Consider the following 24,769-nt stretch of genomic DNA (forward strand, 5'->3'; position numbering starts at 1 on the left):
TAGTCACAAAGATTACAAAGTTCAAAACCGTTTTTATTTAGTTAATTAAAGGAAGAATCAGTTTTGAACGACCATGCTTAAATACAAAAAATCAAACACACAACAAATTTTCGAAAAATCTTGCAACCAAAGAACGATCACTTTTTTTAACCAAGCATCAATGGTCAAATTAGGTTTCCATGTTGTTTTTCCCACTTTATTATTGTCATTATTGTTTGGGGTTTTTGTTTTTGCTGACCAAATCATCATGCAGCAATTCATCCCTAATGATGGAAACAATTACTTTCAATTATTTGCTTCCCATTTTGCAACTTTAGATGAATTAACAAATGCCAAAATTTTATTATTTGGCAAGAGTAATTTAACGCAAGAACAATTAAATCATGATTTTATTTATGCTGCTGTTGCCAATGTTGCAGTGGTAAGTTCAATCATTCATTCATTAAGTTTATTTATCAGCACGGGAGCGTCCATTTTTTATAGCCGTTCGTTTGTTGATAAAAGTGTTAATCAAAGGCAATTATTACAAACATCGTTTTGAGGAACTGTTTTAACATCTTTGCTTTTAACAGGACTGATGCTCGCAATTCAGGGGGTGGTAATAAATGCTATTTTACCTGATGCTAGAAAGGTGGGAGTTGATTCAGCAACCAGTTTATTAAATCATCCCGATGCATGAACGCCTGAACAATTAGCATTAATTAACGAACAAGGCGGAATAATGCACGCATCAGATTACTTGCAAAGGACATTCATCCTTATTAATAAAGCAAGAAATGCCACCATTTTTAACTTGGCATCAAATTACTTATGATTTTTATCAAGCAGTATTTTTCTTGTTTCATTAATTAATTTTTACGTATTTTTTTTAAGGGCTGAAGGTACAAATTTATGAATTACAATATTAGGTGTCAGTGCCAATTTAATTAATATTGTTTGTGATTATTTATTGATTGCAATTGCTAAAATTGGTATGATTGGCAGTGGTTTAGCAACATTAATTAGTTATTTGTTTAACATTCTAGGTTTAATTATTTATACCCAATTTCTTAGCAAGAACCACCAAACGAATTTAGGTATAAAAAACTTAGTTGGCTTTATTGTGAAAATTCGCTTGCTTTTTGTTTCCTTTGCTTTAGGATTAGGAACTTTTTTGCGCGACATATCCTTAACAATTGCAAATATTTTATACATCCCTGTATGAATTGCAACAGTTAGTCAAACAGGCTGGGCTGGAATTATTAATGATGCCGGAGCAGTATCGGTAATTCCGATTTATAATTTAGTCTTTTTTGCAATTTATGGCGTAATTGATGGCATGCGGCCCATCATTGCTTTCAACTATGCACAAAAAAATTACCAGCGGTTGAAAAAAACTTTTTATACAGCAATTATCATCAGTTTAATTTATGCAATTATGGTTAATATTTCAATTTATATTCCGACATATGCTAGCACTACAGATAACCAGTTTTTAAATTTTCTTGGAGCAAATAACATTCAATCGCGAATGCTAATTTTACGGGTGTTAATGCCATCAATGCTGTTACAATTGCCTTTTTTGTCATTAGCAGTAGCTGGTTTAGGAATTTTTCAAGCCACTGGAAAAATGTGGCTAAACATCATCTTGTCAGTTTTACAAGGGCTGATTACCTTTTTTTTTGTTTTATACACAATGGCAGCCATTAGCCTTCAAATGAAATCATGAGCAGTCATGTTTTACGCTGGCTTTACAAATATTGTGATTTCTTCCTTAATTATTTTTATATTTGCCATGGTATATATTTACAGATACATGGGTAAAAAAGAAAAATTTACCAATGCCGAATTAGCTGTTTCTGCTTTTGTTAATAGTTTCATTAAAATTAAAAATAAATTCCAAAGAAAAAAGCAACCACTTATCGAAACAATTAATTAATTGTTCTTAATTATTGTTGGTAAACTAATTTGCCATTAACATAGGTGTTTAATGCCTTAGTTTTTTTCAAATCAGCCAGTTTTTTTAAAGAAAAAATATCTTGATTTAAAATAGCAAAATCAGCTTTATAATTCTTTTTGATTTGTCCTTTAATCTTTTCTTCAAATGAGCCATAAGCACTACCAGTCGTATAAGCATCTAAAGCTTGTCATAAACTAATTTTTTGTTCGGGAGTTGATCCCAAACGGGGCTGGTTTGTTAAATCAATGCGCGAAATTGCAAAGTACAAATTTGGTCAGGGATTATGGTCCGAAATTGGTGCATCTGTGCCAAAAGCTAATTTAATGTGATTGTCTAAAAAACTTTTAAATGTTAAACAATTTGCAAACCGTTTTTTCCCTAAACGTTTTTTTAAAAAAAGCATGCTTGAGTCATATAAACACGGTTGGGCGTAAACAACAATATTTTGTTTTTTAATACGTTGAATCGTTTTGGGATCAGTAATTAAGCAATGAACAATGCCATGACGGAGCGGGTTTTTTTTAGTTTGATCATACTTTAGAAAGATGTCAAGAATTTGGTTAATCGCTACATCACCTAAGGCGTGACAAACAATAGAAATATTTTCACTAGTGGCTTTTTTAACAACATCATCTAGTTTTTGGTCATCATAAACTAAAAACCCATGATTATCATCTTCGTCAGCATACGCATCTTGTAAAGCGGCTGTTCTTGCCCCAACCGATCCGTCAGCAAAAATTTTTAAATGTGCTAATCGATTAAATTCATGTTGTGGTTTTTTTTGTAGTTTTTTAAAGGCACTAAAAAATAAGTGAACTTTTTCAGGGCTGGACGTTCAAATCTGGTGATAAAACTTCAAAGTCAACAAATCACGTTTGCATGCTTCTTCATAAACTTGGTAATGATTTTCAATGTTTTCATCAGTTAAATCACACGCGTGAACAGAAGTAACACCAAGTTCATTAAGTTTTGTCATCATTTTTTGATAAATTTTAATTTGTTCATCAAGACTTGGTGGCGTATACATTTTTCGTGCATACACTGTTGCTCCTTCGCGAAGCACGCCGTTGGGATAGTTTTGTTCATCATGATCAATGATCCCGCCAAATTCACTTTTAAAATTTTTGGTAAACATTTTCATCTGTTTTAATGCCGGAGTGTTGCACACAATCATGTGGCGACAGGCTCGGGTAAAATATATCGGAACTGTGGTGGAAATTTGATCCAAATCAAAACGGGTTAAATGTCGGTTACAATCAGTCAATAACGCCTCATCCCAGCCTTCAGCCCATAACATTTTTTTAGCTGATAAACCGTGTTTTTTAATGTATTTTTTTGATTCGGAAATAATCGCTTTTAAGCTTGTTATTTTCGTAAGATCTAAATTCAATAAGTTTAAAGCAGCCATCCGGAAATGAATGTGCGAATCGTTCAGTCCAGCAATCACTAAATTTTGCTGCAAATCAACGGTTGTGTCCACTTTTATTTGACTAATTGCCTTGGTTGACCCAACTGCTTTAAAAAGATCATTTTCAACAACAAACGCTTGTGCAAAACGGTTTTTGCCTAAATAAACCTTACCATTAACGTAGGCGGTTTTCATCTTCTCAAACCTCTTGTAAATGCTTTAGATATGGTAATGTTTCTCACGGAGCATTGGAAGCACTCCGTCCAAAATGACCATAAGTTGCAAACGGCAATAATGAAATGCAATCTAATTTGAGTAGCTGAATAATTTTTGCTAAATCAAAATCAAAGGTTTTTTCAACAGCATGGCTAATTTTTTCAAGGGCAATTTTATTCGTATTAAAGCAATTGATGTCCATCGCAATCGGTCGTGGAAAACCAATCGCTCACGATAAACTCACTTCACATTCACTAGCTCAACCGCAAGCAACAATATGCTTCGCAATTCACCGGGCATAATATGCCCCAGTACGGTCAACTTTGGTAGCATCTTTACCGCTAAAAGCCCCACCACCATGGTGAGCGTAACTGCCGTAATTGTCAACCATTAACTTTCGTCCGGTTAATCCCGTATCGCCGATTGGACCACCAATCACAAATTTGCCTGCCGGATTAACTAAACACGGAAAATCAATTTCATTTTCATGATTAATAAACTTTAACTGTTTTAACAAGGGAACAATCACTACTGTCATGATTTTCTTTTCCAAAAGATCTAAACTAACACTTTCATCGTGTTGAACTGAAATTAAAATTTGGTGAATTTTTACTTCGTGTCCCTGATAGTTTAAAATAATCTGACTTTTCATGTCGGATTTGATTTCCGGTAATAAACCGTTGGCCTTTTGGTATTCACAAAATGCTAACAACTGGTGGGCTAATTGGGTTCCTAATGGCATCAATGATGTCGTTTCTGATACGGCATAACCGATGGTAATGGCTTGATCACCTGCTCCTAATGTGCCATCAGCATGGTCAACTAATTGGGAAATGTCTTTGGATTGTTCGTGGATGTTGGAAATGATTGTAAAATCATTTTCACTATAACCTAACGGAAAAACAATATCCCATGCTGTTTTAACCACATCAACATAACTAGTGGTAGAAATTTCGCCACTAATTAAAATCAAACGGTTACTCGCTAAAACTTCACAGGCAACGCGGCTTTTTGTCGACTGTTTTAAACATTGATCTAAAACAGCATCAGCAATTTGGTCACAAATTTTATCAGGATGACCCTTACTTACTGATTCGCTTGTATAAAATCCCTTACGATAATGTTTAATTTGATAACTTGCTGACATAATAACTTGTGAAAACTCCTTTAAAATGTTTGAATCGGCAGAGAAAATTTTTTCTCGTGGGCTTCTTTTAATAACACGCTAGCATAGTAAGCGTGCATGGCCGCATTATCTTCAGTATACATATTTTGTGGTAAAACGACATTAACATGCATGGCTTGTAGCCGTGAACGTAAATAAGAATTAGCACTAACCCCGCCACCTAAGGCAACTGTTTTTACGGGATATTTTGCTAAATAAAAAGATGTTCTTTTTAAAAAATCTTCAATAATTCAGTACTGAAAAGACGAACAAACTTTGGTGTGATCTAAAGCAGTATGTTTTTGTTTTTGATGGTTAATGTAGTTGATAACTGCGGTTTTAAAACCCGAATAACTAAAGGCGGTGTGTGGTCTTTTGTTTTTCAAAAAATTAATGGTATTAGCCTGTTTTAAATCAAACTGTTGATCAATCGTGCAACCACCAGGATAATCGTAAGACAATTCCCGGGCAACTTTATCGTAAACTTCACCAATGGCATCATCCATGGTTTCGTCTAAAAGCTGAATATCAAAAGCACTATTAATTAGATAGATACTAGTGTGACCACCAGAAACAACTAAGCCTAAGGCGGGGTATTCAATCGGGTTTTGATTAATGGCACCACTAAATAAATGCCCGTATAAATGATTGATCGGTAACATTGGAATTTTTAGCACTAAACCTAAGGTTTTGGCAAAAATTTTACCAACATGTAATGAACCTGGTAACCCAGGTTCACTTGCATAGGTAATTAAATCAATGTCATTAGCGGACAAATTGGCTTCCTTAATGGCTGCCTTATAGACTAATGGTAAGTTCTTTTCGTGTTCACGTGCGGCAATTTCGGGAACAACCCCACCATAATTTTGGTGGTAAGTTCTAGAAGAAATAATTTGGTTGGCAATGACTTTGCCATTTTTACATATCCCAATTCCAGTATCATCACACGTGGTTTCAACTCCTAGAACAATCGAATATTTCATAACAAATTAAAGCGTGTTTTTAAAGCGTCTAAACGCATTAACTAATACCTGTTTTTGGACATCATTTGTAGGTTGTTCCAGAATCAGGGCAGGATTTTTTTCTGATTCTTTAGGAATGGAAATATTGTACGCATTTTGAATTTGTTTAGCTAATTCAGCATCATTATCGGCCTTGTTTTCATCGTATGATGCTAACGCAGTTGCAAAAAAACCGCCAGTGTATGTTGTCTTGTTGTCATCGCTAGTTTCCTTCGAGAAAGGATGATTCACACTATTTGCTGTTGAAAAAACAACGCTTGGATCAATTGGGTTATTCAGATCATCTGATTTTTTAACAGAAGTCTCATCAGGTTCAAATGTCCCTGGTTTTAATTTGGTAGGTGTGCCAGGAATGTGACTAAAAATTCTTAATGGTGATGTGTAGTAAACAAAATCAAAATTTAGCATGGTGCCGTACTTAAATTGTGCGGTTTTATCATCGTCTTTAGCAACTGTTTTATCATCGTCTTTAGCAACTGTTCCAGATGCCTGACCGTTTTTATCGAGTTTAATATTGGATATTTTCGACTGAAAAGCATTATTTACATGTTCTGAACTTAAATCATCAGCACCTTCTAGAGTAATATTTTTAATTACTTGGTGGGCTTGATCAAAAGATTTAGGAAGGCGTTGGTTGATCACCATACTATCTAAGGCATATACTGGTAGTTTTGGAGTCACAATATGGAAGTTTTTGCCATTAATTTTAGCTTTATCTGCTTCTTTGTTATTGTCACCACCAACCGCACTAAAAATAGCATCACCATTATAGAATAGTGCCCCGTTTAAAGCACCTTGGCTTCCTTCTGGTTGGGCTAAGCGATTAACTAAAGTATTGCTATCAGAATTTAAAAAGATGGAACTTGGGTTACTTCTTCATCCCTTGCCTTTAATTCTTTGTTTATTTGCATTGTCTGGATCTTTAGTGCTGTGGTTTAAACTTTCAAATATTTTTAAATAATCATCAACGCTTGGGTTTTGCTTACTTAATGGCGAATCAGCGGCATGTCGTGATTGGTTTGTATCCTCTTCGTAAACGAGTGAAGCAATGGAAAATAACGTTTTTTCGTCTTCAACTGTCCCCAAGCGACCATTATCAAAACGGTCTTTGTATTTAGTGCCAATTAAGTCTAAAATTTGACCATATGATGGGGGATTTTGTGGATCGTTAAATTCTGCAATCACATCACCGCGATAAGCAAAAACAACGGTTTGAAAAAAGTAAGGAACCGAGTATTCTAAGAGATTTTCAATCCCTTGATTCGTTTTTTTATCAGTTAAGATCTGTTGAATTGGAATGCTAAATAAACTCAAAGCTTCTTGAGCATTAGTGATTTTTTCAGAAGGATTATCGGGATTTTTCAGATCAAATTTGGCTCAATCGATTTTTGATAAAAAACCACTTTTTTGTAATTCAATAATCGCGTACGATGAAAGAACAGCCGATGAATAAGAACCACTTTTAAACTTACCAACAGCATTTTCATTAGAAGGATATGACTCAAATTTAACATTATGGTAAGCCGTTTGTAAGCGTTTTTGTAAATCTGGTGCCATATAAGATTCAAAATTACCAAGCACAAAATTTTCACCATTTGCCCTAGCACAAGAGCCAACAATTGCTGTCAGTAAAGTTGTTGTTCCAAATAAAGCAAAACCGGCTACTTTTTTCTTCAACGTTGTTGTTTTGTTTTTAAAAAATTCTTTGTGGTACATATTTTTATTTCTCCTAGTAAATTGATTTTTAAAAAAGTTAATTTAATTTTGAATAAATCATTATTTTAAATTATTAGTTTTGGCCAATTTTGTGCCTTTGGTTACAAAAGTTAACTTGGTTAATTTAGAGCGGCTGCGAACCAGTTTATCGTGTTGTTTGCTCCGCTCAACCAGTCATTTGTGAATGGCAAAAGCAATGGTAATAAATACCGTAGATAAAACTAGTAAACTGCCAAACGCAACCGCTCATGCTTTAACTCCTTTACGCATCGAATAAAGTTGGATCGCAACTGTTTGGGTTGTCCCCCGAACAAAATTAGTAATCACATAGTCGTCAAAACTTAACGCAAAAACAATTGCTGCACCTGATAAAATTCCAGGAAGCAAATAGGGAATCACAATTTTGAAAAAAGTTCTAACGCGTGATACTCCTAAATCTTCACTCGCTTGAATTAATTTGGGATTCATTTTTTGCATTCGCGGATAAATCACAACCAAAGCATAAGGGGTGCTAAAGGAAATATGCGAAACAATAATCGTGAAGTAACCTAATGATGGTGTAAAACTTAACGATGTGACAGCAAATAACACCAGTAAACTTAATCCCGAAATAATATCTGGAGTACTAATTGAGGCACTGGAAACACCAAGGGCAAATTTTCGATAAATTTGTTTGTTATTTCAAATTGCAAAAGATGTAAAAATCGCAATTAATACCGAAATTGGGGTGGAGATTACAGCAATTAGGATGGAACTTTCTAAACTACCAAGAAAACTTGGATCAGTCGCTAATAAACTATATGGAGATGGACCGACTCCCCGACCTGTTGGTCCAAAATCCAAATTAATATTTTCTTTTTTTAGCGTTGAACCATTGAAGCTAACTAAAACAATCACAAATAATGGCAAATAAATTAAAACTAAAATTAAAAAGATATAACTTTGCCGGAGACTATAGCCAACTTTTTTTCAGTTAATGTTCATTATTGTTTATCTCCAATATTTTGATCTAAAACCGTTGTTCCAAGAACTAGCAATTTCGACTTTTTATTAGGTTGTTGGTGAAAAAACGAACCGGTAGTCAGTTTGTGTTTAACGATTCTTCAACCTTTAGGAATGAGTACTCATAGTGAATAAGCCGCTAAAATAACGAGTGCTAAAACTAAACTAACTGCACTAGATTGTGCTGCAGACAATTCACTTTCAATGGCGTTGTTACCGAGATTAAAAATATAATCACCAATTAATGATGCGTTATTGTAATTGTTCAAAAATTCAGGAATGGCAACGGTTGTAAATCCCGGTAGCAAAACAAGCGTTAAACCAGAAATTATTGCAGTTTTACAATAGGGAATGACAATTAGAAAAAAAGATTGAAAAGCATTACGGCCTAAATCTTTACTGGCTAAAACAAAATTTTTAGGCAAATGAATTAAAACGGTGTAAAGTGGCAAAAACATGAACGGAAGGTACATGTACACAATCCCAATAATTGTAAAAATATCACCATATGTACTTTCAGTGTGACCAGCCAATAAATCAAACAATGTTTTCAAACCAATTAACTTGATCAAAAAACTACTTCAGATCGGTGCGGTTGCAAACAAAATCACGGTGGATTTGAAAACTTTACTTTTCACAAAAGCTAAAAAGTAGCAAAAGGGAAAGGCTAAAACTAGACAGATAAAAGTGGAGACAACGGCAATTCAAAACGACTTTCAAATTTTTTCAGCAACAAACAAATCCACGTTTTGAAAATTTTCCGCAACAGTGCTTGAAAGTCCAGACCGAACGTCAAAAGCGGGACGCAATGCTGCAACAATCACAATGACTGAAGGCACAATGAAAAGCATGAAAATAATTGCGGTAAAAGGTAAGATTAACCAAATTTTCTTTTTTGCTTTAAAGGTGTTAACCAATTTCGACTTAAGGTGCATCAACATTAATGTTCAACCTTCATCATGTGCACGTCAATCGGATCAAACTTTAAACCAACTTTTGAATTTAGTTCAACAAAATCAATGTTATCAACAGTAATTTCTGTTTGATCATTTAAAACACCTTCAATTTTTCACAATAGACCCTTGTAAACCGTGTTTGTAATCGTTGCGTCAAACACCCCCGTGCCAGCAGACACAACATCAAAATCTTCAGGACGAATCAAAACTTTTACTGCTTCATTAGCACTAAAACCAGCATCTTCATCAGTGTCAATCACATCGCCGCTACTTAGTTTAATCTGGTGATTTCCTAAATAAACGCCATCAAAAATATTGGCTTCGCCAATAAATTTGGCAACTCACACAGTGCTAGGCGAATCGTAAACATCGCTTGGTGTGCCAACTTGCTCAATGTCGCCCTCAGACATCACCACAATCTTATCAGAAAGCATCAGGGCTTCTTCCTGATCGTGGGTTACCAAAATGAAAGTTAAATTGAATTCTTGATGCAACCGTTTTAATTCATCTTGTAAATTTTTACGAACCTTCGCATCTAGTGCCGATAAGGGTTCATCCAGTAATAAAATGTCCGGTTCAATCACAAGAGCACGTGCTAAAGCGACTCGTTGTTGCATTCCGCCAGATAATTCTGATGGATATTTATCTTCCTTGCCAGTAAGACCAACTTTTTCAATCATTTTGCTCGCACGTTCATTAATTTCTTTTTTTGTTAATTTTCGTGTTAAGGATCGTTTCTCAAAATTTTCTTTTTGAATAACTGGATACGATTCCCAATAAGCTAATCAGTAATCAACATTACTATATTCTTTCATCAACCTATCATACGCTGCATCAAGCGGTTTTTTCTTTTTAAAATTATTTTTTAATTCCAAAATTTCTTTTTCAATTTTAGCGATTTGTACTTGATCATGTGTTTCAGCGATTTTATCACGCAATAAAACAACAGTCTGATTGAATTGCGTCAATCGCATTTCCTTGTTTTCGCTAAATCAAGCGTTTTTTGAGTATTTTTCTGCTTCTTTATCGATCTTCTTTTGAAGGGTAAGGCGCTTTTTTTCTAAATCTTTTTTCTTCCCTTCAGAGACCTTGATAGCTTCTTGGTAAACTTGATTTGCTTCATCATACTTTGAAGCAGGAATTTTTTCCAATGGTGTCCGCATTACTTTCAGTCCGTAGCAAATGTTTTTATAAACAGTCATGTTCGGAAATAATGCGTAGTTTTGAAACACTGTGGCACAGGGACGCTTGTGCACTGGTAGATCTTTAATATCAATTCCACCAATTCGAATTTGTCCACGCGTTGGCTGTTCAAAACCAGCGATCATGTTTATTGTTGTTGTTTTTCCACAACCCGATGGACCTAGTAGCGTGACGAACTCACCTTTTTTTATTTGAAGATTGAAATCTCTTACTGCTACAAAACCATCATCAAAAGTTTTATTAATCCCTTTCAGTTCAATAAAGCTTTTTTCTTCCAATTTGAAATCCCTCGCATTAAAAATTAATAAATAAAAATTACCACCCTCCAAAATTTTGAAATGGCGTTAAGTATAACAAAAAATAACCAACTTTTTTCAAAAAACTATTATTTAAGTTTTAAATAATACTTTGCTAAAAAAGACGAAACAGAATCATCAGTTTATGTAGATTGTTTTTGCTATCTTTTAACTCTGAAATAAATTCAAAAAAATCAAAAAAATCTCCATATCAAATGATCTTTTTTAAAGGGTTATAAAAATATTTTCCTCAATATTTCTATTGCGGAACTAAAATGAACTTTTTTTAAGATTAACTAATAAGCTCGTGCGAAATAAATCCAGTGTGTCGCCTTTTTATTCGAGTAAAAACATTTCTCATTTTCATTAATAATTTCATCTTGCTTAATACAACGCGTGGTAATTCCGGTTTTTGCTTTTAAATCATTTTCAGCATCGACATCATCATGTCATGGTGATAAAGCAATTTTTTTGTTTTTGATGGCTTGTTCAAATTCGGAATATGTTTTTGCCTTAACAATTGTTTGTTCAAGACGGATTTGGCTAGTTTCATAAAGTTCTTGGTCAAATTTATTAACATTAATTTTCATTCAATTGATTAACTCAGAATTTTGGATTTGAATTTTTTCGTTTTTCGTACGGATTTTAATGGTAATGGTTTGCTTAGTTAGATCGTTTGGTCCAACAATCATTACAAAAGGGACACCATGAGTTTCGTAGTTACTTAATTTTGCACCTAAAGAATCATATGATTCATCTATTAAGATGCGATATTGATCATGATTAGAAAGCTTGTTAAAAATTTGTTTAGCATAAACTAAAATTTCGGAATTTTTATTGGCTAATAAAGGAATAATAACGATTTGTTCAGGAGCAATTTTAAAAGGCAAAACTAAGCCATGGTCGTCACTATGACTCATAATCATCGCACCAATAATTCGCGTTGACAACCCAGCAGACATCGTGTGAACATAAGCAAAATCGTTGTTTTTTGTTTGGAATTTAACATCAAAAGTTTTTGCGAAATTTTGACCAAAATAATGAACAGTAGAAGATTGTAGGGCTTGACCATCAGGCATAATTGTTTCTAAAGTGTAAGTGTCAATGGCACCAGCAAATCTTTCGTTTGTTGTTTTGACTCCCTTGATAGTTGCCATCATTAAGATGTCATTGATGAGTCAGTTGTAAACGTCTCACATCCTTTGCACCATGTCGTTACAACGATTACTATCTGCAAATGCACAGTGAACTTCGTGTCAAAAAAATTCAGTATTTCTTAAAAAAGGGCGGGTGTTTTTCTCAATCCGAAAAACACTACACCATTGGTTGTATAAAAAAGGCAATTGGTTATAAGTTCTTAAAGTTTCACTTCACAATTGACAAAAGGCCACTTCCGATGTTGGCCTTAGTACGTAGGGATCCTCTAGACGATCATCACCTTTTTGTGTAATTAAGAATAATTCGGGATTAAATCCGGTTACATGATTTTTTTCGCGAAGAAAATCACTATATAAAAAGAGGGAAGGAAGAGCAATGTTTTGAATTTTTAATTCTTTAAACTTATAACTTAAATATTTTTGGATTTGCTCCCATATGGCTCAACCTCTTGGTAAAAAGGTCATAAATCCCTTAATCTTACTGTAATGAATTAGTTGGGCAGCTTCAACAATGCTTGTATACCAGTCGCTAAAACTTTCTGCTCGCGTAACAATTGCTTGATTTTTGATCATAAATTGTCTCCATATTATTAATAAAAAATTAATTTCGTCTTGTGTTAATCAAGATGATTGTTAAAACAATGATAAAAATAATTGCAAGCAAAATAGCAGCAGCAGTAATAGTGCGAATTTTTTTATGTTTGGACGAAGAGCGGTTTGGTGATTGACTAATTGCCATAATGTACATAATTATACCTTAGTTTATTCATATTATTTAGTTGCTAGTTATATCTTAATTTAAGAAATAACTAATACAAATTAAGAAGCAACTAAAGTTATCCAAAAAAACACAATCATTTTATAAGTGTCAAAAGATTAAACAATGCTGTTTTTAGAATATATACTAAAACAAAAAAGTATTTTAGATTTCTGAGGCCGTCAGGGACCTTTAATATTATTTTTAAGTCAACGAACTATGTTTACTTTTTAGCATTCATGGCTAATCTCCTATTTTAATAAGCAGTTACTTTATTTCTAAATGTATTGCATTAATTTAAGGACATTAAGCCGGGGTGCATTTTATATAATTGCAAAAATAGCGAATTTTTCAACCAGCATAATCGCTAATTTTTTATTATTCTAATAATGGAGTTTTCAATCTAAAAATTAAGTCAAAACCTCAATAGAATTATAAAATTTTAGAATTAGAATATGGGAGATCAACATCATGAGGACCAAAACTAAAATTTTACTATCAGTTATCTCGGGAACTTTTGTGTTATCAACATCGGTTACTGCTGGAATAATTCTTGGCACCAATTTATCAGAATGGCAAAAGGGTGGAACAATTTATAATTCGTTAGCCGGAACAAAAAAACTTAAAGACCTAAACCCACCACAGCAGTCTCTTTCAAAGCAAAAACCCAAACAAGAAGAGCCGAAAGTTAAAAATAGTAATCTCGAACCCCAATTACAACCCAATCCAATTGTTGTTCCTGAAGGGCCACCTCGAGGTGAAGGTTCATTTGGTAAAGATCTCACCTCATTATCAGTACAAGAAATTTTAGAAAAATATAGTGATCTTGATAAGAGTAAATCAAAGGCATTTGAAAATCCAAATGGCGAATTTAGAACCCGTTATGGTGTCGGCACTAATTTTCGAAGCATTGGTGGAAGCCCACTTAGTGATAGCAAATGGGATGACAGCGAATTTTACCAAGGATCGCAAGATTCAGCCCAAACCTTAGGTCGGTTGGTTAAAGCCGGATACACGTTAGAAAGTTTTCCAACAATTAAAGAAGGCGAAATTATCCAACTAAAAGATCTGAAAAATTTACGAACAAACAGTTTGCGAATGAATTTGGGTCAAAAGATTTTAAATTTAACTGAAGAAGATAAACGCGACATTATTAAAGATATTAACGAAAACGTTCGGGTGGTTGATACCTATGCACACGGAATTCGTGGATCTTTAAAGGATGTTGTTGAATTAGCAAAAGAATTTAAAAAAGCATCGAGTTTAAATGATCTAACTAAAGAACAAAAATCTTTAGCAGATGTTTTAATTAGTTATTTATTAAGGCCTGAAACTAGCGAACAACGCTACGGTTATGTACAAAATAAAAATATTGATGCTTTTCCAACAATTTACAAAAACGTCGACATTCCAAATTACAGACAATTTTTAACACCACCAGAAGAGGAGTTTCGGGCTTTAAAACAACTGCTTTTAAATGTTCGGGAAATTACGGTTAATGATTTAACTAGCGATAATATCAAGTTTTTAGAAGAAGGTTACATGCCATCTAGCATTCAACCAGACGGAAAGTTAGGTGCAGGTGTTTGACAAGCAAGACCAGCATTTGTTAATGGGGTACAATTTCAAACCACACTAAGAAATATGAACCGCTTCATTCCGATAACATCAAATTGGTAACGAAACCAAGATGATGTCTTACGATTGAATTTCCAACCAGGATCGGGCGAAGGTGTTAGTGGATATAAACGCTCTGATTTAGGGATGATTGATGGCTTTGATAAAGTTGGTCGGGTTTTAAAATATGTTTCCGCATTAAGTCCAAATAATCCAAAAGAAAATCGCTACATCATCGAAATCGGTGCGGAAAAAGACACCACAATTGGAATCCAATACTTAAGTGATACTGCCGAAAAATTAATTGCAGCAGCACGCGAAAAAATTCAAAAAGACGAACCACAAGCAGATTTCACTGAAAGTGGGATTGGGGTTGCCATTCATAACATTAATGCCACAACCGGAGTAGCAGCGGCTAATTTTGTGAAAACTATGCCAGGAATAGTTAAGTCACTAACCCTTTTCTACAACTGAAATAATCCGCTAGTAGCCAATGCCTTAATTCAAAATCGAAACTTTCCGCCAAATGGTTCCAATAACCTGACTGAATTAAACATTTATACCGATCTAGACGTACCAATTAGTCAAAAAAATCCAGCGGTTGAAAAGCCGACAAATTTAAATCGGATCGATCCTAGGGTTTATCAAAGGGTTAATCCAACCGCTAACGACTACCGTTATAATGCAATTTATACCACAATGGCTGTAAGTGCCAACGAAACTGATAATACTGGCAAAACCATTAAACAAACATCGCGTCGTGAAATTAGCAATATCATGAATTACGTGTATTTACAAGCGTGAAACCGTCGTGAATTTCAGGGCGAGATCCCCGATAGCGCTTCAGTAAAGCCAAGCGGGGCATATCCGGTTAATTGGGATTTTAGCGAAAATAATCAATGGGATTTCAACAACGTTGTGATTCCAGACATTCCCAATTTTGAAAATGGCAAATTTACTAAGGTTTACTATTCGCCATTAGTTAACGGAATTGCTGCACCATTAGATTTACAACACTTAATTGTTGATAACACCTCAAAAGTTGATTACCGGTTAGGTGATGTGAACAAAGGTATTTTCTTCCGTTCCAAAGATGGCGGAGTAGCCGGTGCTGCTGGTGAAGGAGTTTCACAAAATTATTTACGGGTCATTGGCACTTCATCTCGCGGTAAATCAGCTGACCTTCAAACAATACTAAACTATGTAAACGCTGCATGACAATACATCAGAAATATTGACTTACGCGATTACAATGATAATAAGGGAACAGTTTATAAAACTGCTTTTAGAGAAGAAAAAGATGTTGCAGCAATCAGTTGACCGCGCACAATTGGATACATTTATTATGGTGATAATAAAGTCTATCACAACCCAAATGCACATAATGCCAATTTAGGAAGTTCGGGACTACCTTCAAATGATCCTGGTACTTTTGCTGTTGATAACCTCGGTAATACGGAAATTTTTGGTGATATTAAGCCTTCAAGAGTCGGAAATGTTCCAAGTAAAGCTTTTGATTCCATTATTAAAAATCCTTCCAGTTCAGCCCAGGGCAGAAATGGTAATCCATTTATTTCAGTTAATACCCCAGAGTACCAAGCAGTTCAAAACGAAATTTATAAAGTTTTAAACGATTATTCACAACGAATTATTGTTAATACCAATAAACAAAATATCAATCCAATCACTAAAAGACCAATATTTGATTCTTCTGGAAATCCCGTTCCGCTAAACGAATATGGGACAGCATGAATTTTAGACTATGAAAAAACCGAGAATGGTTCTTATCCTACAACCTTTTATTATGCAACAAACATGCACGTTATTGCTCACATGAATCGTGATAAAAAAACCCTTAATAAAAATCCAAATGAACCAATTAAAAATAATGAAGGAATTGAATTTAGAAAAACGATTTTTGGCGAAAAAGAAATCCGCACGTTCAAACTGGAAGAATCCGAATATCCAGAATTAGTGTTTAGTGCAACTAATTTTTTGAAAAATGGTAGTGATACAATCGATTACACAACGCAAGGTTATCAAAAGACCCAATCGTTAACAAACTATTTTAAAGATTTTGCCATCATTAAAGTTACTTATAAAACCGAGGAAAGAGCAAAGTTTGCAACGAATGAGTTTGCAACGAAATATACCACTCCGAAATTTAAATTTAACAATATTCAAGAAAGTTTATTGAACCGACAAACCGGTCAAGATTTAAGCGATTATAAAAAAAATTATTCATTAGGTTATCCGGCTGGTGGCGACGGTTTTACTGGTGGATCAAATTCTGGTGGTGCTAGTGCAACAATTAACAAGAGGGTTGGTAGTGTTGATCATGAAAATGGGCAATCATTTGCAAATAACACACAATTCCAATACATTAATAATTACGGACAAAGCATTCCGGGGATTTATGACCAACAAAGAGCAGCCCCTCCTCCATTAATCTGGGAAGGCAAAACTTTCTATCGTTTTAACACCGTGTATGGTTTAAATAATTCCGGATTTATTGGGGGTGGATCAGGGACTTTAGTTGTTGATGGTGATTACAATGTTGTCGGAATTTATTGGGGCAATATTGGTAACACCCAATCAGCTTTTGTTGATCCTTTAGTTAGTCCTGAAGTTAAAGATAAAAGGGGTAAGACTTTAATTCATGGTTACGATTTAATTAACGGTGGGGGACAAGGACAAAGTAAATCATTTAAACAGTGATTAGAAACAAACAAAACCTTAAGTAAATCTTGATTATTTAATTCTAAATAAAGATAAAATTCAATTAATTTTATCAAGCATTATCAAATACAAAATTTTCGATATTAATTGTACTTATTTATACAAGTACAATATTTTTTTACCAAGTAAAATTAACAAAAAGCACAAAGAGAATTGTAAAATTTTAATAATAGGAGATTAGCACTGTGAGAAGTAAAACTAAAATTTGACTATCAATTATTTCAGGAACTTTTGTGTTATCAACTTCAGTTACTACGGGAATTATTATTGGGACTAATTTATTAGAATGGCAAAAGGGTGGAACGATTTACAATTCATTAGCGGGAACAAAAAAACTTAAAGACCTAAGCCCACCCCAGCAGTCTCTTTCAAAGCAAAAACCCAAGCAAGAAGAGCCGAAAGTTAAAGATAAAAATCTCGAGCCCCAATTACAACCCAATCCAATTGTTGTTCCTAAAGGTGAACCGCGTGGTGAAGGCTCATACGGGAAAGACCAAACTTCCTTATCAGTTGAAGAAATCTTGCAAAAATATACCGATCTTGACGGGAGTAAATCCAAAGAATTTGAAAATCCAACAGGCGAATTTAAAACCCGTTATGGTGTCGGCACTAATTTCCGAAGCATTGCCAGAAGTCCGCTTGGCGATAGCAAATGGGATGATAGTGAATTTTACCAAGGTTCACAAGATTCAGCCCAAACTCTTGGTCGCTTAGTTAGGGCTGGATATACGTTGGAAAGTTTTCCAACAATTAAAGAAGGGGAAACAATCAAATTAAAAGACCTAAAAAATTTGCGAACTAACAGTTTGCGAATGAATTTGGGTCAAAGAATTTTGAATTTAACCCAAGAAGATAAGCAAGACATTATTAAAGATATTAACGAAAATGTCCGGGTTGTTGACACTTACTCACGGGCAATTCGGGGTTCATTAAAAGATATTGTTAATTTAGCAAATGAGCTAAAACAAGTTGATAACATTGCCAATTTGACCCCAAATCAAAGGGCACAAGTTCTACCTTTAATTGCTTATTTATTGTCGCCAAATAGTAACGAGCAATACCGCAATTACCCGACAATTCCTATATAAAAATATTGCGGCTTTCCCGACGCTTTATCGTAACGTTAACATTCCCAAATATGGCGTTGATGTTATTACTGAACAAACCGAATACCAAGCGTTAAAACAAGTACTTGCTAACGTTCGTGAAATTACCATTGATGATTTAACTAGTGATAATATCAAGTTTTTAGAAGAAGGCTACATGCCATCTAGCATTCAGCCAGATGGCAAATTATCTACAGGTAGTTGGCAACCACGACCAGCATTTGTTAATGGTGTCCAATTCCAAACAACACTAAGAAACATGAGTCGTTTCATTCCGATAACATCAAATTGACAAAGAAGTCAAGATGATGTCTTGCAGTTGAATTTTCAACCCGGACCGGGTGAAGGTGTTAGTGGCTACCAACGCTCTGATTTAGGAATGATTGAAGGCTTTGAAAAAATTGGTCGGGTTTTAAAATATGTTTCCGCATTAAGTCCAAACAACCCGAAAGAAAATCGCTACATCATCGAAATTGGTGCTGAAAAAAACACACAGACCGGAATTCAACATCTAGGTGATAAAACCCCAACTGAATTGATTGCAGCAGCAGTTAAAAAAATTCAAAATGATCAACCTGGAGCGGACATTACTGAAAGCGGGATTGGCGTTGCCATTCATAACATTAATGCCACAACCGGAGTAGCGGCGGCTAATTTTGTTAAAGCCATGCCAAGAACGGTAAAATCACTAACCCTTTTCTATAGTTGAAATAATCCCTTAGTAGCCAATGCTTTAATTCAAAACCCAAATTTTCCAGCAAATGGTTCTAATAACCTGACTGAATTAAACATTTATACCGATCTAGACGTACCAATTAGTCGAAAAAATCCAGCGGTTGAAAAGCCGACAAATTTAAACCGGATTGATCCTAGGGTTTACCAAAGGGTTAATCCAACCGCTAACGACTATCGTTATAATGCAATTTATACCACAATGGCTGTAAGTGCTAATGAAACTGATCGTAACGGTAAAACAGTTAAACAAACATCGCGTCGTGAGATTAGTAACATCATGAATTACGTCTATTTACAAGCGTGAAACCGTCGTGAATTTCAAGGCGAAATCCCTGACAGTGCTTCAGTGAAACCAAGCGGGGCATATCCGGTTAATTGGGATTTTAGTGAAAATAATCAATGGGATTTTAACAACGTTGTGATTCCAAACATTCCCAATTTTGAAAATGGCAAATTTACTAAGGTTTACTATTCGCCATTAGTTAACGGAATTGCTGCTCCATTAGATTTACAACACTTAATTGTTGATAACACCTCAAAAGTTGATTATGAAATTGATAACGTTAGAAAAGGTGTATTTTATCGTTCGAATAGTGGCGGTCTAGAAGCACCAGCCGGTACTGGCCAATCGCAAAATTACCTACGGGTAATTGGTTCATCATCACGCGGTAAGCAAAGCGATGCTAATACCATTTTAAATTATGTCAATACTGCTTGACAATACATTAGAAACGTTGATGTTCGTGATTATACTGACCAAAATGGTCAAGTTTACAAAACTCCTTTCCAAACACTAGAAGATGTTAAAGCTGTTAACTGACCAATAACAATTGGTTACATCTATTATGGCAATAACCAAGTTTACCGTAATCCAAATGCTGCTAACCAAAATTTAGGTAGTTCCGTTTTACCTTCAAATAATCCAGGTACATTTGCTGTTGATAATGTAGGCAATACCGAAATTCTTGGTGATCTAACCCCACAAAAAACTGGTAGCATCCAAAATAGTGTTTTTGATTCAATTATTAAAAATGCAGCAAGTTCAGCCGAAGGCAAAAATGGTAATCCGTTCATTTCGGTCAACACTCCCGAATATGATGCAGTTAAAAACGATATTTATAACACCTTAAACGATTATTCACAAAGAATTATCATTAATACCAACCAACAAAGTCGAAATCCAACTACTAACCAATTAATGTTTGATTCATTTGGTAAACCAATTCCCGTGGTTGATTACGGAACTGCATGAATTTTAGACTATCAAAAAACTAGCGATGGTTCTTATCCAAAAACCTTCTATTATGCAACGAACATGCACGTAGTTGCCAGAATGAATCATAAAAAGGATACTTTAAACAAAGATCAGAGTGGTCCAATTAAAAATAACGAAAGTGTTGAATTTCGAAAAAGCATTCTTGGCCAAAAAGAGATTAAAAACTTTAAATTGAAAGATTCTGAGTATCCCGAATTAGTATTTAGTGCCACGAACTTTTTAAATAATGGAAGTGATACAATTGAGTACACCACTCAAGGTTACCAAAATACCCAAAAATTAAAAAATTACTTTAAAGATTTTGCAATTATTAAAGTCATCTACGAAACATCAGAAAGAGCAAAAGAAGCAACTAGTGGCTTTGCTGATAAGTATAAAACACCAAAAATTAAATTTAATAAGATTTCAGAAAGTTTATTAAATAAACAAACATCGCAAGGTCTAAGTGATTATCAGGGAAACTATTCTTTAGGATATCCGGCTGGCAGTAACGGTTTAATGGGTGGTTCAAATTCAGGTGGTAGTCACGCTACAGTAAACAAGAGAGTGGGGAATGTTGATGGCAAACATGGCCAAACATTCGCCAACAACCGTCACTTTCAATTTATTAACAATTATGGTCAAACAATTCCCGGAATTTATGACCAACAACGTGCTGATCCCCCGCCATTATTATGACAGGGCAAAACCTACTACCGCTTTAACACCGTGTATGGTTTAAATAATTCTGGTTTTGCTGGAGGCGGTTCTGGAACCTTAGTCGTTGATGGCAATTATCAAGTTCTAGGAATTTACTGGGGAAATATCGGTAACACCCAATCCGCTTTTGTCGATCCATTAGTTAGTCCTGAAATTAAAGATCGAAACGGTAATACTTTAATTTACGAGTATGATTTAATTAATGGTGGCGGAAAAAATCAAGCCAATTCGTTTAAAAAATATTTAACCGATGCTGGTTTATTAAAAGATTCTTGGTTATTTAATGAAAATGAAAAATAAAAAACAATTTTTAGTAATCGGGTTGGTAAGTAGTTTTTTATCAATCCCGTTGGTTTCTTCATCACACGTTTTACCAAAAACACAAAACTTAAAGTTAGCACACCATGATGAACAATCAACACCGCAATTAGTTGATAGTGAGCCAGAAAAAAATAAAAAATACTTTGAAAATAATTTTAAACCTTTGATTGATGAGGTTATCAAGCAAGTTAAAACGAAATTATCTGCTGATTCTAGCGAAGATCGTGATCCTAACACAACAATTTACTACTTGCAACTTTTGAAATTCTTAGATAAGATAAAAGAAAGTGGTGATTTAGAAACCAATCCAACAAAATATGGATTTAATTTAAACTTTTTATCAGTTTTTGGTAATACAAAATACCGTCGTGGTTCGATAACTTACGATGGAACAACGACAAATGGTGTCATATTTGGCGATAATAACCAAATTAATGGAAATAATTTCGGATACAGTAATAAAGAAGATTTTCAAACATCTAATGGCGAAGAAGTCGAAAACAAAATCACAAATTCAATGTACCAAACTGAATATTTCAATAAATATAAAGCTAACTTATTAAAAGATGGGATTCCCAAAATCTTTTTTAACGAAGCTAATATTAAAAGTGTTGAAGGAAAATACAAGGCTAAAATTGATAATAGTAAGGGCACAAAGGAATTAGTTGTAAGTGATTTATCATTAGATTCAAAGGATGAAAAGAAAATAACAACTTGAGAAGATTATTTTCGATCTATTATTGATAAAAATTTTAATAAATTCGATATTGAACAAAACCAGCAATTACAACCAGAATCTCAAAGCAAGCCGCCAATTGAAGTACCGCCATTAAAGAGTAATGATGATGTTAATGATGCCAATCCTAATAAGGAAATCACAATTAACAAGGAAAAGCAACCAACTAGGATTGACTTGAAACTACCAGAAGAAATTCGCAATATCCAGAATTTAAAACCAATGGTCATTGCTTCATATGATAACCTTACGCCAAAAGAATTTTTAAGTTATTCGCTTAAAGAACAAAGAAAAATGGTTTATATTGATAATCCGGTGCAACAACGTTTCGATTATCAAATTTTAAGTTTAAAACCTGAAGCCACAACAGAGCAAAGTTTAGATGCACAGATCGAATTAAAAGATAAGATTGTTTCCGAAAATTCTCGAAAATATCAAGCAAAGATTGATAATTTTATTGACAAACAAGCGCCTAGCGAGGAACAATTGTTAAAACACAATACCAATTTGTTAAATTACAATTCTTATTTAGTCACTAAGGAAATAGTGAACAAAATTCAAAATGCATTTAAAATTAATCTCGATCTATCCGATTTAACTAGTTTTCAAAAAGGGCAGCAATTTCACATTAAAAATTCCTTTTTCCTCATTACAAAAATTTATTTTAATAGTAACTTTGTCAATGACATCAATATCGTTAAACAAAAATATCTTGATAAAGACTTAAGCCAAAATTTGCAAAACACATATCAAAAAGAAATCCAAGATGTCTTTTTAAGTTATTTATTTAACTCCAAAATTGATACGATCAACTTTAATATTTATTTAAAAAATTTCTTCATGAATAAAATCAAAGATTTAAAAACAAAAATACTTAAAAATGACAAACTTATTAAGTTAATTAATGATCTAAACTTACGTGAAGCAGAAGTATCAATGTTATGAAATAAATTAGAAATGTATTCAAGACAAATTGACTCTTTAAATCAAAGTGCTGATAAGTATGGGTTAAATGATTTTGTTAAAATGTTAAACATCATGATTAATGCAAACAAAATTTATGAACCAATTTTTAATCTTTACCAAGTTTCAAATAATGCAAGCAACAAAAATAAATCTCAAGAAATAAAAACATCTTTGCAAAATTTAATTACCGAAATCAACAAACCAAATAATATTCTTGCCGTTGCAATGACTATTCTCGGAGTGTTTCTTACAACTCTAATAATCACCGTAATAATCATACGGTATAAGAAGTTTAAAGTAATTCAAAAACATTAATATTTATTAATTATTATCTTTTCAATAAAGACACAAAAATCATGGTTGGTTATTTTATATTTTAAATAATTAGTTCATAAGGTCTAATTTCTTAAATCAGAAATTGTAATAATTTTTATTTCACTAGTGTTGATATGCAAACAAACTTCTTCAAACTATAAAAATTCTTTGCAAAATCTTTGTTTACACAGCATTAAGTTAAGACTAGAGAACTAATTTTTTTATTAATATTATTATTTTTCATTTACTAAATTTATTTTAATTAAGACTTGATTTGGTCACAATTAACAAACTATTTTTTAAATTTATAAGACTTAGATGTTGGTATTTTTATTATATTAATCCATTACACAACTAGTTGATCAATTATTTAAAGCATTAAATATGGTCTTAGCGGAAAAACTTAGATAATAATGAAATAAAAACTAAAATTCAAAATTGTTTTACTTGCTTTGTTTATATAAAGTTATTTACTTAATAACCTTTTTATTGATTTATTTGAAAATATGAAGAATTATTTAAATACTTAGCGTTTTTAGAAAATATGTTTTCTAATATTTAAGTGTTGTGATAATTTTAAATTTATCTCGGTTGTCAACCGATTTGAACGAAACGTATCAAAGTGTTCGTACATTTTGTTAATTTTTAAATATATTATTTTTAGAATCAGAAAGAATTCCATTAATTTTTTGCTTTGAATCTTAGATGCGATTATTATGTAGCACGATAATCACCCTTTCGTAAATCTACTTCTTTTTCATAACATAACTTAACTTAACTTAAAAAGATCATGACATAAAAACAGAATTACATATGAATATGAAAGAGATAATGTTAAGTACGTGAAGACAATTTTTTAATTTTGTTATTAAAACTATCGTCAAATAAAATGTTTACTGCATATATTTCAAGAATATTTTTAACATAAAAAAAATCAGATGTATATCGGCTTTAATAAATATTAAAAAACTCAAAAGATCATATTTCTTGATTTATAAAATTAACAATCTTCATAATTTTTACTTCTCTTACCGATTGATGTATTAAAACATTTAAGTGAATGTTGACAAATCAATTGTTTTAGTTCATATTCATTCTTTTTAAAGAATAACAGATTATTAATTAAGTAAATTTACAATGTGATTTTAATAATTTTAAAACGATAAAAAGTTGGTTACGTTCAGTTATAGAGTAGTTTGCAAGCAAAATTTAATTTGTTAAGAAAAATATTTAAAATCAATTGAATTTTATAAGAACTGCCAACACTTTATTAATCATGAAACTCATGTGTCAAAGTATATCTAGACATTTAGAAAAAATCTTATTTTCAACTAATTTCTTCTGTTTTTTTAATTTTAAAATATTGTTTTCACTGTGATATCAATTAATTCAGTTCTTGATCAATCAAATATAAGCTCTATC

At 33.2% G+C, this 24,769-nt stretch carries 15 protein-coding genes; 6 read left to right on the forward strand and 9 right to left on the reverse strand.

Going from position 1 to position 24,769, the window contains the following annotated elements:
* Positions 1-73 precede the first annotated feature (73 nt).
* Positions 74-1,918 (forward strand): MATE family efflux transporter, encoded by a 1,845-nt coding sequence (locus tag ABDB96_RS00505; RefSeq protein ID WP_343251562.1) that lies wholly within the window; start codon positions 74-76, stop codon positions 1,916-1,918.
* 10 nt (positions 1,919-1,928) lie between these two features.
* On the opposite strand, the gene ABDB96_RS00510 is transcribed toward ABDB96_RS00505, so the two are convergent.
* From ABDB96_RS00510 to ABDB96_RS00550, 9 genes are all read right to left on the reverse strand, one after another.
* Complete coding sequence (locus ABDB96_RS00510; protein ID WP_343251563.1) at positions 1,929-3,542, reverse strand: amidohydrolase; 1,614 nt, start codon at positions 3,540-3,542, stop codon at positions 1,929-1,931.
* A complete protein-coding gene (gene metK, locus ABDB96_RS00515; RefSeq protein ID WP_343251564.1) occupies positions 3,523-4,710 on the reverse strand; it encodes a methionine adenosyltransferase in 1,188 nt (395 codons plus the stop codon). The genes ABDB96_RS00510 and metK overlap by 20 nt, the downstream gene beginning before the upstream one ends.
* Before the next feature lie 20 nt (positions 4,711-4,730).
* Positions 4,731-5,711, reverse strand: a complete 981-nt coding sequence (tsaD, locus tag ABDB96_RS00520) for a tRNA (adenosine(37)-N6)-threonylcarbamoyltransferase complex transferase subunit TsaD (protein ID WP_343251565.1) — start codon at positions 5,709-5,711, stop codon at positions 4,731-4,733.
* A 6-nt stretch (positions 5,712-5,717) separates the two neighbouring features.
* Complete coding sequence (locus ABDB96_RS00525) at positions 5,718-7,466, reverse strand: type 2 periplasmic-binding domain-containing protein (protein ID WP_343251566.1); 1,749 nt, start codon at positions 7,464-7,466, stop codon at positions 5,718-5,720.
* A gap of 60 nt (positions 7,467-7,526) precedes the next feature.
* Entirely contained in the window at positions 7,527-8,450 is a 924-nt protein-coding gene (locus tag ABDB96_RS00530) for an ABC transporter permease (RefSeq protein WP_343251567.1), read from the reverse strand.
* Positions 8,450-9,409 (reverse strand): ABC transporter permease, encoded by a 960-nt coding sequence (locus tag ABDB96_RS00535; protein WP_343251568.1) that lies wholly within the window; start codon positions 9,407-9,409, stop codon positions 8,450-8,452. Before ABDB96_RS00535 ends, ABDB96_RS00530 begins: the two co-directional genes overlap by 1 nt.
* Positions 9,409-10,905, reverse strand: coding sequence for an ATP-binding cassette domain-containing protein (locus ABDB96_RS00540; RefSeq protein WP_343251569.1), 1,497 nt, complete (start codon positions 10,903-10,905; stop codon positions 9,409-9,411). Before ABDB96_RS00540 ends, ABDB96_RS00535 begins: the two co-directional genes overlap by 1 nt.
* Positions 10,906-11,219: 314 nt before the next feature.
* The gene (proS, locus tag ABDB96_RS00545) at positions 11,220-12,653 is read right to left on the reverse strand and encodes a proline--tRNA ligase (RefSeq protein WP_343251570.1); all 1,434 of its coding nucleotides are present in this window, start codon (positions 12,651-12,653) and stop codon (positions 11,220-11,222) included.
* 28 nt (positions 12,654-12,681) lie between these two features.
* The gene (locus tag ABDB96_RS00550; RefSeq protein ID WP_343251571.1) at positions 12,682-12,828 is read right to left on the reverse strand and encodes a hypothetical protein; all 147 of its coding nucleotides are present in this window, start codon (positions 12,826-12,828) and stop codon (positions 12,682-12,684) included.
* 480 nt (positions 12,829-13,308) lie between these two features.
* Here ABDB96_RS00550 and ABDB96_RS00555 point away from each other — a divergent pair, with 480 nt between their 5' ends.
* From ABDB96_RS00555 to ABDB96_RS00575, 5 genes are all read left to right on the forward strand, one after another.
* Complete coding sequence (locus tag ABDB96_RS00555) at positions 13,309-14,517, forward strand: hypothetical protein (protein ID WP_343251572.1); 1,209 nt, start codon at positions 13,309-13,311, stop codon at positions 14,515-14,517.
* 24 nt (positions 14,518-14,541) lie between these two features.
* A complete protein-coding gene (locus ABDB96_RS00560; RefSeq protein ID WP_343251573.1) occupies positions 14,542-17,223 on the forward strand; it encodes an MIP family Ig-specific serine endopeptidase in 2,682 nt (893 codons plus the stop codon).
* Between the two features lie 155 nt (positions 17,224-17,378).
* A complete protein-coding gene (locus tag ABDB96_RS00565) occupies positions 17,379-18,281 on the forward strand; it encodes a hypothetical protein (protein ID WP_343251574.1) in 903 nt (300 codons plus the stop codon).
* Positions 18,217-21,309 carry an MIP family Ig-specific serine endopeptidase gene (locus ABDB96_RS00570; protein WP_343251575.1) on the forward strand — a complete coding sequence of 1,031 codons (3,093 nt, stop codon included), beginning with the start codon at positions 18,217-18,219 and terminating at the stop codon, positions 21,307-21,309. Before ABDB96_RS00565 ends, ABDB96_RS00570 begins: the two co-directional genes overlap by 65 nt.
* Positions 21,299-23,347 carry an MSC_0620 family F1-like ATPase-associated subunit gene (locus ABDB96_RS00575; RefSeq protein WP_343251576.1) on the forward strand — a complete coding sequence of 683 codons (2,049 nt, stop codon included), beginning with the start codon at positions 21,299-21,301 and terminating at the stop codon, positions 23,345-23,347. Before ABDB96_RS00570 ends, ABDB96_RS00575 begins: the two co-directional genes overlap by 11 nt.
* The last annotated feature ends 1,422 nt before the right edge of the window (positions 23,348-24,769 follow it).

The sequence above is a fragment of the Mycoplasma amphoriforme A39 genome, assembly GCA_000723365.1.
In the GTDB taxonomy this organism is placed as follows: Bacteria; Bacillota_I; Bacilli_A; order Mycoplasmatales; family Mycoplasmoidaceae; genus Mycoplasmoides; species Mycoplasmoides amphoriforme.